Here is a 14,980-nt window from a genome sequence, read left to right as displayed (position 1 = left end):
GACGCGGTCCCGCCTTTCCTCCTTCCTCCTTCATCCTTCCTCCTTCCTCCTTCATCCTTCCTCATCCTTCCTCCTTCCTCCTTCATCCTTCATCCTTCATCCTTCCAGATGTGTCCATTGTCCCTCGCGAACTGGTCGAAGCCCCGCGGCGGGCGACCCAGGATCTGCTCGACCGCGTTCGAGACCGGGCTGCATGCGCCGGAGCGGACCAACCGGTAGAACCCGATCAATCGTTCGACCCGGTCCGGCGGAAAGCCGCCTGCGGCCATGGCCGCGCGGGCGGCTTCTTCGTCGATGGCCACGTAGCGGCATGGACGGCCGGTCGCGCTCGAGATGGCCGCGGCAACCTGGCCGTGGTCGAGTGCCTCGCCGCCGGTCAAGGTGTACGCCTGGCCCTCGTGGACCGGATTCAGCAGTGCTTCCGCGGCAACATCGGCAATGTCCCGGGCGTCGATGAACGAGAGTGTGGCGTCCCCTGCGGGAATCTGCAGCAGGCCCGTTTGTCGCAGGCCGCCGAGCAACGGCTCTGCGGCGAAGATCTGCATGAAGAAGTTCGGGCGCAGATGGGTGAAGGCCATGCCGGACGCTTCGAGGCTGCGCTCGACGGTGTTCAGGGCGTTCCCGGGGAGCCGATCCACGCCCATGGCCGTCAGGTTGACCACCGCGCGCACACCCGCCCGGCGCATCTCATCGATGAATGGCAGCGCTGTGCGGTCTGCGTGCTCGTCGCCTGGCCGGGCGATCAAGAACACCCGCTCGATACCCTCGAGCGCCGGCCGGAACGTCGCCTCGTCATCGAAATCGAAGCGGATGGTCTCGAGCGCCGCACCGTGCGGCAACCGCTCGGGATGCCGGACGGCTGCAACCGGCCGTTCACCCCTCCTCCGCAGTTCACGGGCCAGGAATCCGCCGACTCGTCCGCTCGCCCCGAGCACGAGTATTTGGTTCGACATGCGTCTCCTACGCCTGGTGAGCCCCGGCCCGCGCGCCGAAGAGCGCTTCGAGTCCGGCGAGGTGGTAGGCCGAGAAGAGCCCGACCGCCTCGCGAATGGCGGCCGAAGATTGATGTGTCACGAGAATCTCGACGAGCGTGTCGACCCAATGCCGATAGATGCGCTCGAGCGCAGAGCGGAGCGCCGGAGTGACCGCGAGCGCCGGCTCGAGGCCTCGAAAGTGGGCGACGGCCAGCCGCTGGAGCGTTCGGACGAGTTCACTGCCGAAGCCGGCATGCCGGGTGCCGGCCGCGCGGCCGAGCAGAATGACGACCCGCAGACGATGCTCGATGCCGAAGGCGAGGAGTTCTTCCGCGGCGACGTGGAATGGCGAGCCGGCGCCGAGTGTCCGCACGTCGGGGACTCCGTCGAGCGTCTTGATCCGGCGCCGAAGGAGGCGCTGGAACTGTCGCACGAACGTGTCGCCCACCACCGCCTGGAACAGGTCGTTCTTGTTGCGGTAGTAGTGGTACACGTTGCCGGTCGAGATACCCGCCGCCCGCGCGATCGCGGCCATCGTCGCCCGTTCGACGCCCTCGCGAGCGAACACCTCCAGCGCCGCGTCGTCGATGCGCGCCCGAACGTCCGACTTGAGATACTGGGTCATGATGCGACGCCTTTAATAATGAACAGTAGATTCATTTATAACAGGATCGCCTCGCCCGGGTCAACCAGGGGCGTGGTCTCTGGGCCTGCCGCCGGGACAGGTGCGGGTGGTTCGGCGTGCCTTCCGCGCTGCGGGCGATCGGAGTATCGTGGTGGCGGTTCGCTCGCGACCGCTGGCTTCCGGTGACCGCGGCAACCAGACGGAGGAGAGGCGTGAATCGATCTGTTCCGTGGTGCACGGCGTGTCTGCTTCTGTGTCTGGCCGGCGCCGGTCAGGCGGTCGCTGCGAGCGGCGATGGGAGCAAGGGCCTCCAGTCACCGACCAACGACCGGGTCATCAGCACGGCCGAGGTGCGCATGACCGTCGCTCTCGCGCGCGGCTGGCGATTCCTCCGGGACGACTCCCTGACCGAGGACGCGGCGCTGGTCGCCACGGGTGCCAGTTGGCAGGAGGTCAGCCTGCCCCACACCTGGAATGCGATCGACGCCGCAAGCACCACGGCGACCACACCCTACAAGCGGGGACCTGGCTGGTATCGACTCGCGTTCAAGGGGCCCCTACGCGGCGTTCGCCACTGGCTCCAATTCGACGGGGCGAGCATCGTGGCCGACGTGTGGCTGAACGGAAAGAAACTCGGCCAGCACAAGGGAGCGTTCACCGCATTCCGTTTCGATGTGACCAACATGCTGCGCGCCGGCGAAAACGCGCTGCTCGTCAGAACCGACAACAGCGCACCGAAGACGGACATGGACCCGACCGCGATTGCCCCGCTTGGGGGCGATTTCAACATGTCGGGCGGACTGTACCGGGATGTCTCTCTCGTGTCCACGATCGGCGATGCCCATCTCGGGCTCGATGACTTCGCAAGCTCCGGCGTCTTCGGACGCACGGCGTCTGTCACCAGCGGCATTGCCACCGTCAATGTTCGCGCCAGGTTGACGAACGACTCCAATCGGGACGGCGCCTACGTCGTTCGCGCCGCGCTGGTCGACGCCGGCGGCCGCCTCGCCGGACTGGCGCAGAAGGGCGTGTCGATCGATGCCGGGACCAACTCGGATGTTGCGCAGGACATCGTCGTGCCGCACGCCCGTCTGTGGCAGGGGATCTCGGACCCTTACCTCTACAAACTCGTCGTCGAACTCGCGGACGGGGGCGGCGCGGTGATGGACAGGGTGGTGCAGGATTTCGGCATCCGTCAGATGTCATTCGACCCGAACGACGGCTTCTTCCTGAACGGTACGTCCACACCGCTGCACGGCGTCGCCATGCACCAGGACCATGTCGGAAAAGGCTGGGCGATCTCGGAGCGTGACACCGACGCATCCCTGGCGCTCATCAAGGAACTGGGCGCCAACACCGTTCGCCTGGCTCACTACCCCCACAGCCAGTACACCCTCCGGCAGGCGGACAAGCTGGGCCTGGTGGTGTGGGCCGAGGTACCCTTCGTCAATGGCAGCACGTTGGGCTGCTCCACCGCCGACGCGACCAGTGCGTTCATGGGCAACCTGAAGCAACAACTCCAGGAACTGATCCGCCAGCAGTACAACCACGCATCGATCGCTGTCTGGTCCATCGGCAACGAGACGACGATGAGCCAGACGATGGGCTGCGGCGGGAAAACCGGCAAGGACAACGTCACGCCGGTGTTGCGCGAACTGCAGGCGGTGGCGCGGGCCGAAGACAGCAGCCGCGCAACGACGATGGCAGACCTCAACGAAGGCATGTTGAACCTTGGCGGCTTCATTCCGGTTGGGGGCATTTCCGATACATGGGCGTTGAACCGGTACTTCATGTGGTACTACGGGGCGTCCGCCGACGAGCTCGGCCGGAACCTGGACGAACTGCACGCCAAGTACCCCCGCCAGCCGATCGGCGTCAGCGAGTACGGCGCCGGCGCCGCGCTGTCCGACCACACCGACAACCCGCTGGGCGGCCCGGTGGGCAGCTTCAACATGGGCGTGCCGCGGGTCTATCAGCCCGAGGAATACGCCGCCTACGTGCACGAGCAGAACTACGGCGTGCTCGCCAGCCGGAAATACGTGTGGGGGACCTACCTCTGGAACATGTTCGACTTCGGTTCCGGCATCCGCAACGAAGGTGATCTTCGCGGGGTCAACACGAAGGGGCTCGTGACGTTCGATCGCCTGACGAAGAAGGACCCGTTCTTCTTCTACCAGGCCAACTGGAGCGGGACCCCGGTCACCTACATCGTCGGCCGCCGCTACACCAATCGCGCGTATGCGGTCGCCGACGTCAAGGTCTATTCCAACGCCGAGTCCGTCCGGCTGTCGGTGAACGACAAGGACGTTGCGACGATGACGCCGGCTCAGTGCCCGCTGAAGACGTGCGTCTTCGGGAACGTGGCGCTCCAGCCGGGAGCCAATCGCGTCGTGGCCCGGGGAACGCACGGCCGGGTCGTCGTCACCGATCGGGTGGAATGGACGCTGGTCAACGCGAACGATGTGAACATCGCCGCAGGCCAGTTGACCACCGGCTTCACGTCCTCGGCGGGTGCGCTCTACGGCTCGGACAACTTCTTCAGGGGCGGCACGGGCCACATGATCGCCACGGCGGGCCTTCGCGCCCCGTCCGACGCGACACCGGTTCGCGGCGTGGCAGACGCGAAAGACGCGGGGCTGTATGCCGCCTACCGCAGCGGAACGTTCCGCTACGACATCCCCCTGGCAAACGGCAGTTACCGCGTGACGCTCGGCTTCCTCGAGCCGGGCAAGGCCACGACAGCCGGCGGCCGGGTCTTCAGCGTGGAGGCCAACGGCGAGCGGCGGATCGCCAACCTGGACATTCTGGGCGAGGCGGGCGCGTATCGAACGGCGGTGACCCGGAGCTTCACGGTCACCGTCACCCACGGCCGGCTCGAACTGGTCTTCGTGCCGACCGCCGGCGAAGCGGTCGTGTCGAACATCACGATCGGGAAGGAGTGAGGATGAAGGCTGTTGATGTACAATCCGGCCCTCTGTGGAGGAGTGCTGGTGTCCCTCGTCGAACAGTTCGTCCAAACAGCGAAAGCCCACGAGAGCCGGCTGGCCGTGATCGACCGGGCGACCGGCCAGCGGGTGACCTACCGTGACACGCTAATCCGCGCGCTCATCCTGTCGGGCAAGTTCAAGCAGTACAAGCCGGGCATGATCGGCGTCATGGTCCCCACCTCGGGTGGCGCGATCTACACGGTCCTTGCCGCGCTGATGAGCGGCCGGACGCCGGTGATGATCAACTACTCCACCGGCGCGGCGCAGAATTGCCAGATGGCGCAGCAGCGGCTGGCCTTCCGCACGATCATCACGTCACGGGCGCTGCTCGAGAAGATCAAGTGCCCGACCGTCGACGGCATGGTGTTCATCGAGGATCTGGCCGCGGGCGTCTCCACGTTCAACAAGCTGGGCGCGTTCCTGCGCGCGTCGATGTCGGCGGAGCGGATCTGCCGCGGCATCCACGCCGGATCGGACGATGAACAGGCGGTGGTGCTCTTCACGAGCGGCAGCGAACAGGATCCGAAGGCGGTTCCGCTCACGCACCGGAACATCCGGGCCAACGTCGAGGGCATGCACCAGGTGCTCGAGTTCGGGCCGAAGGACACCATTCTTGGCAACCTGCCGCTCTTCCACGTGTTCGGCCTGACGGTGACGCTGTGGCTTCCGCTCACCAACGGCCTCACCGTGGTGACGTACCCGAACCCGCTGGAGTTCCGCGCGATCTGTGCGGCCGTCCGCGAAGAGGGCGTGACGATGATGGTCGGCACGCCGACGTTCCTGGCCGGCTACCTGCAGAAGTCCGAGCCCGGCGATTTTGCGACCGTCCGGCTGCTGATCACCGGCGCCGACAAGTGCCCGGAGGCGCTGCGCCAGGGATACCTCGAACGACACGGTTGCGTGCTGCTCGAAGGGTACGGCACCACCGAGACCAGCCCGGTCATCTCGGTGAACACCCCCGGGCACAATCGGCCCGGCACGGTCGGCAAGGCGCTGCCCAACGTCGAGGTGCGAATGGAGCACTACGAGACGGGGGAGGTCTGCGCGGTCAACGAGATCGGGAAGATTCTCGTCAAGGGCGACAGCGTCATGCCCGGCTACTTCGATGATTTCGAAGCGACCACGTTGCACATGCGGCGCGGCTGGTACGACACGGGCGACATGGGCTACATGGACGAGGACGGCTACCTGTGGCACGTGGGCCGTCTCGGGCGCTTCCTGAAGATCGGCGGCGAGATGGTGTCGCTCGTCCAGGTCGAGGACGTGCTGCAGCGCCTCGTCGGGGATGCAGCCGAATGCGCCGTGGTCGAGGTGCCCGACTCGGTGCGTGGCGCCCGCATCGTGGCGGCGGTCACATCGCCGGTGGATGAGAAGGCGATCCTCGGCCGGATCGCCGAGCGCGTCGCACGCATCGCCGTCCCCAAGCAGTTCGTCGTGCTGACCTTCCTCCCCAAGATGCCGAGCGGCAAGGTGGACTACCGCGCGCTCACGGTCATGGTGCGCGACATCGTCCAGTCCGGGTCCCAGGGCCGAAGACGCCGCGGCCACGAAAAAGAGTCGGTGTAGGAACAATCGTCGGTCTTTCCGCAGGGACGCAACGGGTCGCGCCCCTGCCGCGGGAGTCACTCGATGAGCAAGGCCGCTTGGACGGTTCGATCGATCCTCGCCCTCGGTGTCGTCGTTCTCTTCAACGCAGCCGCCCAGGACGCCGGCGCGTCCGCGCTGCGACAGGCCCAGACGGCTCGAGCGACGGCGGCGCCTGCGCGCGCGGTGGCGGCGCAGGTGACGTCACCGGACACGTTCTTCGGGTTCCAGATGGGCGCCGACCGCAAGATTGCCCGCTGGGACAAGATGGTCGAGTACTACCGGCTGCTGGCGAAGGAGAGCCAGAAGATCAAGGTCGTGGACCTGGGGCCGTCCACGGAGAAGAACCCGTTCCTGCTCGTCATCATCTCTTCGCCCGCGAATCTCGCGAGGCTCGAGCGACTGCGCCAGGTGAACCTGAAGCTGAGCGACCCGCGCGGCATCGGAGAAGCAGACGCGAGGAAGCTCGTGGGCGAAGGCAAGGCGGTGATCTGCCAGTCGATGAGCCTGCACGCAACCGAGATCGGCGGGACACAGATGAGCCCTGAGCTGGCGTACGACCTGCTCTCGCGGCAGGACGAAGAGACGCAGCGCATCCTCGACAACGTCGTCTTCCTGATGGTCCCGTGCTTCAACCCGGACGGCCAGATCATGGTGACCGACTGGTACCAGAAGACGCTCGGAACCGAGTACGAGGGCTCCGCGCCGCCGACGCTCTATCAGAAGTACACGGGCCACGACAACAACCGCGACGCGTTCCAGACCAACATGGTCGAGTCGCAGTACATGGCGAAGATCCTGTTCACCGAGTGGATCCCGCAGGCGTACATCGACCATCACCACATGGGGAGCTACGGCGCGCGCATCTACGTGCCGCCGTACGCCGATCCGATTCGCCCGGACGCCGACCCGCTGATTTGGCGCGAGCACAGCTGGTACGGCGCCTACATCGCGGACAAGGAAGAGGAGGCCAATCTCTCGGGCATCCTCAACATGGCGCAGTACTCAGGGTGGGGACATTTCGGCTTCCACTGGATCACGCCGTTCCACAACATCGCGGGCATGCTGACCGAGTCGGCAAGTGCGAAGCTCGCCACGCCCATGTTCATCCACCCGGATCAACTCGAGGGCGGCGCGCGGAACCTGCCGGTGTACGAGGCGCAGACGACGTTTCCGAATCCCTGGCCGGGCGGCTGGTGGCGGCTGCGCGACATCGTGGAACGCCAGAAGGTGTCGGCGTGGGCGGCGCTCGATCTCGCGGCGCGCCACAAGGAGACCGTGCTCTGGGACGCCTACCTGAAGGCGAAGCGACAAACCGAGCGCGGCGCCGCGGGCAAACCGGCGGCGTTCGTCATCCCGGCCGGCCAGCACGACCCGCTCACCGCGGCCAAGCTGGTCGGCAAGCTGCTCGTGCAGGGCGTGGACATGAAGGTGGCGGACAAGCCCTTCACGGCCTCGAACGGCGTCGCCTACGCTCAGGGTTCGTACCTCGTCTCGATGGCGCAGCCGAAGATGGGGCTGATCCGGTACCTCTTGGGCCGCACGTTCTACCCGGACAACTCCTACACGCGCGATCGCGACGGCACACCCATCCGTCCCTACGACATGGCCACCGACACCATGGCCGAGTTCATGGGCGTGCGCGCGGACCCGCTCGACGCGGTGCCGGCCGGAGAGTTCCGGAAGTTCGACTCCGTCCGCTCGGTCGGGAAGGTCGAGAAGAGCACGACCGGCTACGTCATCGACGGACGGCTGAACGACAGTTTCAAGGCCGTGAACCTGCTGCTCGACAAGGGCGTCGCGGTCAGGCGGGTGGACAAGACAGGCGACGGCCTGCAGCCCGGCGACTTCCTGGTGGCGGCCAATGCGCCGGCAGCCCTGCTCACGAGCATCGGCACCGACACCGGCGTTGATTTCGCGGCGTTGAAGGTCGATCCGAAGCAGGGCGTGCACGAGGTGAAGCGGCTCCGCGTCGGGATGTACCAGCGGTACTGGGGCGGGAACGCGGACGAGGGATGGACCCGGTTCCTCCTCGAGCAGTTCTCGTTCCCCTATACCACCCTGATGGACGCCGAGATCAAGAAGGGCGGACTCGAGGCGAAGTACGACGTCATCATCCTGCCCGAGGACTCGACGCAGATGATCACGGGCGAGGCGGCGCCAGCGGGGGCCGGCGGGGAGCGGCGCCGGGGCCGTCCGGAAGAGTCGTACCCGCCGGAATATCGCAGCGGTATCGGCAGCGAGGGCGTTCAGGCGCTGAAGGCGTTCGTTCAGAAGGGCGGCGTGCTCGTCACGTTTGGCGGGGCCAGCGCCTTCGCCATCGACAAGTTCAGCTTGCCGATCCGGAACGTGGTGGCCAACAGGCCGGCGAAGGAGTTCTTCTGCCCTGGCTCGACGCTGCACGTTCACTTCGATCCGGCCAACCCTCTCGCATACGGGATGCCGGCCGAAGGGCTCGTGGCGTTCCTGGGCGGCAGCGCCGCGTTCGAAATCGCGCCGAACGACTTCAACGAGCGCTACGAGACCATCGGTGTCTACCCTGAGAGCGACCTCCTGCAGAGCGGCTGGCTGGTCGGCGAGAAGGGCCTGGCGAAGAAGGCGACCATGGTGGCGGCCAGGTACGGCCAGGGCCGGGTGGTCCTGATCGGTCACCGGACCCAGCACCGCGCCCAAACGCACGGCACGTACAAGCTGTTGTTCAACGCCTTGATGAAGTAGCGGATGGAAGATCTCTCCCGGCGCTGCTTTCTCAAGTGGAGCCTGATCCTCGGGTCGTCAATCGCGGCGGGCGGGAGCGAGCCAGCAGGCTGGCCGAACACGGATCCTGGGGCCGCCGGACTCGGGGCCGGCGCCCCTCTGCCCGGCGACCGCATCGTACGCGCCGGTTGTCCCTCGCACAACTGCGGCGGGCGTTGTCTCCTCGCGCTCCACGTCCGCGACGGCATCATCGTACGCATCGAGACCGATGATCGCCCCGGCGACACGCTTGAAGCGCCTCAGCTTCGTGCCTGCGTTCGAGGCCGCGCGTATCGCCGGCGCCAGTACCATCCCAGCCGCCTGACACGGCCGCTGAAACGCCTGGGCCGGCGTGGCGAGGGCAGGTTCCAGCCGATCAACTGGGACGAGGCGCTCGACCGGGTGGCCGCGGAACTGGCGCGGGTGAAGAAGACGTACGGCAATGCGGCTTTGTACGTGCCATACGGCACCGGCAGCTACAGCCAGACCAACGGCCGCCAGGTCGCGCAGCGCTTGTTGAACCTGTTCGGCGGTTCGCTCGGGCAGTACAACAACTATTCCTGGCCGGCGATGGCGAAGGCCACAGAGTCGGTCTACGGCACCGGTGTCACCGGGAACCAACGGCAGGACTGGGTCAACGCGAGGCTCATCCTGATGTGGGGGTGGAATCCGGGCGAGACACGCGACGGCACGAACACCGAGTACTTTCTCCGCCAGGCCCGCGAGCGGGGCGCGCGGATCGTCTGCATCGATCCGCGCATGACGCTCAGCGCCGTCTCGCTCGCCGACGAGTGGATTCCAATCCGGCCCGGCACGGACGCCGCGATGATGTCGGCGATGGCATTCGTGATGATCGCGTCGCGAATCTACGACGCCGAGTTCGTCCGGACGCACTGCATCGGCTTCGACGAGACGCAGATGCCGGCGGAGGCGAAGAACGCGGAGAGCTACAGGGAGTACATCCTGGGCACGCGCGACAAGATCCCGAAGACGCCGGCGTGGGCCGAGGCGATCACCGGCGTGCCTCGCGACACGATCGAGCGGATCGCCCGGGAGTACGCGACGAAACGCCCCGGCGTGCTGTACCAGGGCTACGGCATGCAGCGCCGAGCGTACGGCGAGCAGGTCGTGCGGGCCGGCTGCGTCCTCGCCGCCCTCACCGGCAACGTCGGCGTCGCGGGCGGATGGGCGGGCGGCATGGGTTTCCAGGCGCCCGACGGCGGACCGCTCTGGAACGTCTTCCCCACCGGCACGAATCCGGTCAAGGCCAGCATCCCGACGTTCCTGTGGACCGAGGCCGTTCTGCACGGAAGGGAACTGGGCGCCGAGCACGGTGTCCGCGGAGCCGGGCGTCTCGAGAGCGACATCAAGCTCATCTACGCGGTTGCCTCGAACGCGTTGATCAACCAGCACGCCAACATCAATCGGACGGCGAAGATCCTGCAGGACGAGCGCCTCGTCGAGTTCCTCGTCGTCCAGGACAACTTCCTCACGCCCACCGCCCGGTTCGCGGACATCGTCCTGCCCGCGTGCACGCAACTCGAGACGTGGGGCGTCGAGGACGGCTGGAAGTACGGCGACGAAGTGCTGTTGATGCCGAAAGTCGTCGAGCCGCTGGCGGAGACCAGGAGCGACTACCGGATCTGCGCGGAGATCGCCGAGCGGCTGCACCTCCACGAGGCGTTCACCGAGGGGCGCGGCGAACGCGAGTGGGTGGATGCCGCGCTCGACGCCTACCGCCAGGCTCGCTATCCCGGACTTCCGGCGCTGGCCGAATTCGAAGCGGGAAATGCCGGCGTGTACCAGTTGCCCGTGAAGTCCCCGGCTGTCGCGTTCGCGGACTTCCGCAAGGACCCGGAGAAATCACCCCTGCCGACGCCGTCCGGCCGGATCGAGATCTTCTCGAGCGCGCTGCACGCGATCGGCAAGCCGGGCGAGATTCCCGCCGTACCGAAGTACGTGCAGGAGTGGGAGAGCCCGTTCGACGCGGGCGCGCGCAAGTTCCCGCTCCAGATCATCGGCCATCATTCGCTCTCGCGGGTGCACTCGACAATGAGCGGGGTGGACTGGTTGGAGGATGCGTTTCCTCAGCGTGTGTTCGTGAATCCGGTCGATGCGGCCGCGCGCAAGCTCTCCAATGGTGACGAGGTGCGCGTGTTCAACGATCGCGGAGAGTTGACGATCCGCTGCCGGATCACGCGCCGCATCCTCCCGGGCGTTGTCGCGATTCCGCAGGGTGCGTGGTGGGCTCCAACCGACAAGGGCGTGGATCGGGGCGGCTCGGTCAACGTGCTGACCTCCGAACGCTGGACGCCGCTGGCCTTCGGCAACGCCCAGCACACGGCCATGGTGGACATCGCGAAGGCGTGACGAACGGAGACCGACTGGCCGTGTTGTCTGGTGCAGTCGGGGCCGGGCGGAAGAGTGGCACCTCGACGGACTCTGCGGGCTCGGTGTTGAACAGGACGATGAATCAGTACGCGTTCTTCGTGAACTCGGATGCCTGCTCGGGATGCAAGACCTGCCAGATGGCGTGCCAGGACAAGAACGATCTGCGCGCGGGCTTGCACTGGCGGCGGGTGTACGAAGTCACCGCCGGCGACTGGCAGAAACGGGAAGGGATCTGGGCCTCGACGGTCGTCGCGTACAACCTCTCGGTCGCGTGCCATCACTGCCGAGACACGGTCTGTGGCAAGTCCTGCTCGACCGAGGCCATCTGGAAGCGCCCGGACGGCATCGTCCTCATCGACCAGAGCCGCTGTGTGAAGTGCAACAAGTGCGTCGCCGATTGCCCGTACGAGGCGATCCGCTACGATGCGGCGACGAACACCGTCGGCAAGTGCGACTTCTGCGTGGACTACGTCGATGCCGGAGCGGCGCCGGTGTGCGTCGCCGCCTGCCCCAACCGCGCGCTCGACTTCGGTGAGCTCGACGATATCCGGCGGAAGTACGGCACCACGGACAGCGTGTTTCCGATGGCCGATTCCACGATCAGCCGGCCCGCCGTCGTCGTTCGCCCCCACCGACAAGCCGCGGCCGCCCAGACGCGGCAACCCGAGGTCGCAAACTGGGAAGAACTGTAGAATTGATCCTGCTCCCGGTTGGGTTCTCATCGATGAGCCGTCCGCTCGCCTCTCTCATCTGCCTGCTCCTGCTGCTTGGCGTCTCGCCCATTTCCGAGGCGCAACAGGGCCAGAAGCCCCTCGACCCGGCCCACCGGGGCCAGGCGCCCGACGTGTCGGCTCCCGCAGTCGATCTCAACAGGATTGATCCTTCGACTTTCCACGCGATCGCCGCGCGGCTGCCGAAGGGGCAGGCGCCGAAGATGGACGGCCACCTGGACGACGCGGTGTGGCAGTTGGCCCCGGCGCAGGGCAACTTCATCCAGCGGGAACCGAATCCTGGTGCGCCGATCTCCGAGCGCACCGAGTTTCGCGTCCTCTACGACGACCGGAAGATCTACTTCGCGATCTGGGCGTTCGACTCCGACCCGACGGCCATCCGCGCGAGCGAGATGAAGCGCGACTCTGGCCTGGCGAAGGGCGACCAGGCGCGCATCGTCATCGACACGTTCCACGATCGGCGTAACGGCTTCTACTTCGCCACCAATCCGCTGGGGGCACAGAAGGACGCGCAGTACACCGACAACGCGCGCGTGACCAACAATGACTGGAATGCCGTGTGGGAGTGCAGGACGAGCATCGACGACAAGGGCTGGTACGCCGAGATTGCGATTCCCTTCAGCCAGCTGCGGTTCAAGACGAGCATCGGCGAGACGACCTGGGGCCTCAACGTCGGACGCCGCATCGTTCGCAAGAATGAAGAGTCGTACTGGGTTTCGTATCCGCGCGCGCAGGGTGCGTTCGGCTTTGCGCGGCTCTCGAACGCCGGCGTGCTCGACGGGTTGCGCGATCTGACGGCGCGGCGGCGGCTGGAGTTCATCCCGTTCGTCGCGCCGCAGGTGGGCCGTGACTACAGTGCGGACGCGTCCACCACCAAGCTCGACCGCTATGGATTCGACGCGCGTGTCGGCGTCACCGAGACGTTGATGGCCGACCTGACATACCGGACCGATTTCGCCCAGGTCGAGGCCGACCAGGAGGTGGTGAACGTCACGCGCTTCAGCCTCTTCTTCCCGGAGAAACGGCAGTTCTTCACCGAGAGCGCCGGCCTGTTCAACTACGGCAAACCCGGCACCGAGAACGGCGATCAGGGCCCCGGCCTCCTGCCGCTCTTCTATTCGCGCCGGGTCGGTCTGTACGACGGCCAGGAGGTGCCACTGCTCGGCGGCGGGCGTGTGACAGGACGCGTCGGCCCCTACACGCTGGGCCTGATGAACATCGAAACCGACGAGATGGCCTACGCGAACGGCACCCACCAGGTCCTCGTGCCACGCGCGAACTACTCCGTCGTGCGAGTGAAGCGGAACGTGCTCGCGCACTCGTCGATGGGGGCGATCTTCCTGAACCGTCAGGGCGGCTCGGGCGCGGAGTTCAACAGAACGGCCGGCGTCGATCTCAACCTCGTCCTGGGACGGACGACCACGCTGACCGCGCTGGCAGCCAAGACCTTCTCCCCCGGATCGAAGGGCGACGACTACGCGGGCGGCTTCGATTTCGCCTATCAGAAGGACCGCTACAACTACGGGGTGACGTATCTGGATGTCGGCGCCGGTTTCAATGCCGAGATGGGCTACATCAAGCGGACCGACATTCGCAACCCGCGCCTGCGCGGCGCGTGGACACCGCGGCCGAACTGGCCGTGGGTCCGCCAGTTCACCCTGGGCGGCGTGATCGACACCTACGCCAATCACGCGGGCCACATCGTGTCGCGCACCGGGGACGGTCAGTTCGCGGTGGCGTTCAACGACACGTCCACGCTCACCGTCGAGGCCCTCCACGATTACGACGTGCTGACCGCGCCGTGGCGGCTCGGCAACGGAGTCGTCCCGGTCGGGAGTCATCGCTGGAACACGTTCAAGGCCGCGTACGCGTCGAACTCGAGCCTCCACGTCGCAGGCAACGCCGGCATCGAGACCGGGAGCTACTACAACGGCGACAAGACGACGTACAGCCTCGGGTTCAACGTGCTGCCGCTGACCACGCTGCTCGTGGAGACCAGCTACAACCGCAACCGCATCACGCTGCCGGCCGTCGTGCCGTACACGACCAACACCGTGAGCGCGCGCGTCAGTTACTCATTCTCGCCGTCGCTGTTCGCCAAGGGGTTCGCCCAGTACAACGACACCAAGAAGCAGGCGAGCCTGAACCTGTTGCTGTGGTACATCTATCGCCCTGGCAGCGACTTCTACGTCGTCTACAACCAGGGGTGGGACACGAACCTGCTGGGCCCGCACTTCATGCAGGCGCGGAATCGGTCGCTGTCGGTGAAGCTGACGTGCTGGTTGTCGCGATAGGCGCCGAAGGTGGGGCTGGCGAACCTTTTCCGGACACACGCCGTAGTAGTTCGATGGGAGGGATGTCGATGAAGCGCTTACGTTCGGCGGCGCTCGTTCTCCTGCTGACGGTGGCGTCCGCGTTTCCCGCCATGGCCTCGGTCGAGGGTTCGAAGGAGCAGCCGTTTGCGCCCGGCGGGCGCGTCTGGATGGATCTGTCGGCCGGCGACTATACGATCAAGGCGGGCAGCGACGAGCGGATCGTCGTCCGCTGGACCGCACGGGATCCCGACGCTCACAACGTGCGGGTGGAGATCGCGGTCCGCGGAAGAGAGGCCACGATCGTCACCAGGGGTGACACCAACGAGTGCAGGCTGGTGATCGAGTTGCCCGCGCAGAGCGACGTGACGACGCGTCTGACCGCGGGCGAACTGCGGATGCGCGGAATCGTGGGCAACAAGGACGTGAGCAGCTGGGCCGGCAACGTGGACATCGAAGTCGGCCGGCGCGACGACTACAAGTCGGCGTCAGCCAGGGTCACCGCCGGTGAGTTGTCCGCCCGCACGTTCGACGCGTCGAAGAACGGCCTGTTCCGATCGTTCTCCTGGAAGGGCCCGGGGCGCTACTCCCTGGACGTGCGGCTCACCGCAGGGAACATCACGCTGGAGTAGGAGCCGCG

The 14,980-nt window shown here is 66.4% G+C and carries 9 protein-coding genes; 7 read left to right on the top strand and 2 right to left on the bottom strand.

What is annotated here, in order from left to right; translation table 11 throughout:
• Nucleotides 1–89: 89 nt before the first annotated feature.
• Together VGK32_17740 and VGK32_17735 are read right to left on the bottom strand one after the other, a co-directional pair.
• Nucleotides 90–953: an SDR family oxidoreductase gene (locus VGK32_17740; GenBank protein ID HEY3383611.1), complete on the bottom strand. Its 864-nt coding sequence runs from the start codon at nt 951–953 to the stop codon at nt 90–92.
• Between the two features lie 7 nt (nt 954–960).
• Nucleotides 961–1,599 carry a TetR/AcrR family transcriptional regulator gene (locus tag VGK32_17735; GenBank protein HEY3383610.1) on the bottom strand — a complete coding sequence of 213 codons (639 nt, stop codon included), beginning with the start codon at nt 1,597–1,599 and terminating at the stop codon, nt 961–963.
• A gap of 212 nt (nt 1,600–1,811) precedes the next feature.
• Between VGK32_17735 and VGK32_17730 the strand changes: the two genes are divergently transcribed.
• The 7 genes from VGK32_17730 (at nt 1,812) to VGK32_17700 (ending at nt 14,972) form a co-directional block, all read left to right on the top strand.
• Nucleotides 1,812–4,541: a glycoside hydrolase family 2 TIM barrel-domain containing protein gene (locus VGK32_17730; GenBank protein HEY3383609.1), complete on the top strand. Its 2,730-nt coding sequence runs from the start codon at nt 1,812–1,814 to the stop codon at nt 4,539–4,541.
• Between the two features lie 48 nt (nt 4,542–4,589).
• Entirely contained in the window at nt 4,590–6,152 is a 1,563-nt protein-coding gene (locus tag VGK32_17725) for an AMP-binding protein (protein HEY3383608.1), read from the top strand.
• A 63-nt stretch (nt 6,153–6,215) separates the two neighbouring features.
• Nucleotides 6,216–8,888, top strand: coding sequence for a M14 metallopeptidase family protein (locus tag VGK32_17720; protein HEY3383607.1), 2,673 nt, complete (start codon nt 6,216–6,218; stop codon nt 8,886–8,888).
• Between the two features lie 3 nt (nt 8,889–8,891).
• Nucleotides 8,892–11,276 carry a DMSO/selenate family reductase complex A subunit gene (locus VGK32_17715; GenBank protein ID HEY3383606.1) on the top strand — a complete coding sequence of 795 codons (2,385 nt, stop codon included), beginning with the start codon at nt 8,892–8,894 and terminating at the stop codon, nt 11,274–11,276.
• Nucleotides 11,277–11,374: 98 nt separating this feature from the next.
• Entirely contained in the window at nt 11,375–11,989 is a 615-nt protein-coding gene (locus tag VGK32_17710) for a 4Fe-4S dicluster domain-containing protein (GenBank protein HEY3383605.1), read from the top strand.
• Nucleotides 11,990–12,021: 32 nt separating this feature from the next.
• The gene (locus tag VGK32_17705) at nt 12,022–14,322 is read left to right on the top strand and encodes a DUF5916 domain-containing protein (protein ID HEY3383604.1); all 2,301 of its coding nucleotides are present in this window, start codon (nt 12,022–12,024) and stop codon (nt 14,320–14,322) included.
• A gap of 68 nt (nt 14,323–14,390) precedes the next feature.
• Nucleotides 14,391–14,972, top strand: coding sequence for a hypothetical protein (locus tag VGK32_17700; GenBank protein ID HEY3383603.1), 582 nt, complete (start codon nt 14,391–14,393; stop codon nt 14,970–14,972).
• Nucleotides 14,973–14,980: the final 8 nt, after the last annotated feature.

It is taken from the genome of Vicinamibacterales bacterium (assembly GCA_036504215.1).
GTDB lineage: Bacteria > Acidobacteriota > Vicinamibacteria > Vicinamibacterales > Fen-181 > FEN-299.
This window is presented reverse-complemented; position numbering and strand designations above follow the sequence as displayed.

What these genes read in the sequence shown, in the direction of transcription:
- VGK32_17740 (HEY3383611.1), bottom strand. Translation starts at nt 953, where the DNA reads ATGTCGAACCAAATACTCGTGCTCGGGGCGAGCGGACGAGTCGGCGGA.
- VGK32_17735 (HEY3383610.1), bottom strand. Translation starts at nt 1,599, where the DNA reads ATGACCCAGTATCTCAAGTCGGACGTTCGGGCGCGCATCGACGACGCG.
- VGK32_17720 (HEY3383607.1), top strand. Translation starts at nt 6,216, where the DNA reads ATGAGCAAGGCCGCTTGGACGGTTCGATCGATCCTCGCCCTCGGTGTC.
- VGK32_17715 (HEY3383606.1), top strand. Translation starts at nt 8,892, where the DNA reads ATGGAAGATCTCTCCCGGCGCTGCTTTCTCAAGTGGAGCCTGATCCTC.
- VGK32_17710 (HEY3383605.1), top strand. Translation starts at nt 11,375, where the DNA reads ATGAATCAGTACGCGTTCTTCGTGAACTCGGATGCCTGCTCGGGATGC.
- VGK32_17705 (HEY3383604.1), top strand. Translation starts at nt 12,022, where the DNA reads ATGAGCCGTCCGCTCGCCTCTCTCATCTGCCTGCTCCTGCTGCTTGGC.
- VGK32_17700 (HEY3383603.1), top strand. Translation starts at nt 14,391, where the DNA reads ATGAAGCGCTTACGTTCGGCGGCGCTCGTTCTCCTGCTGACGGTGGCG.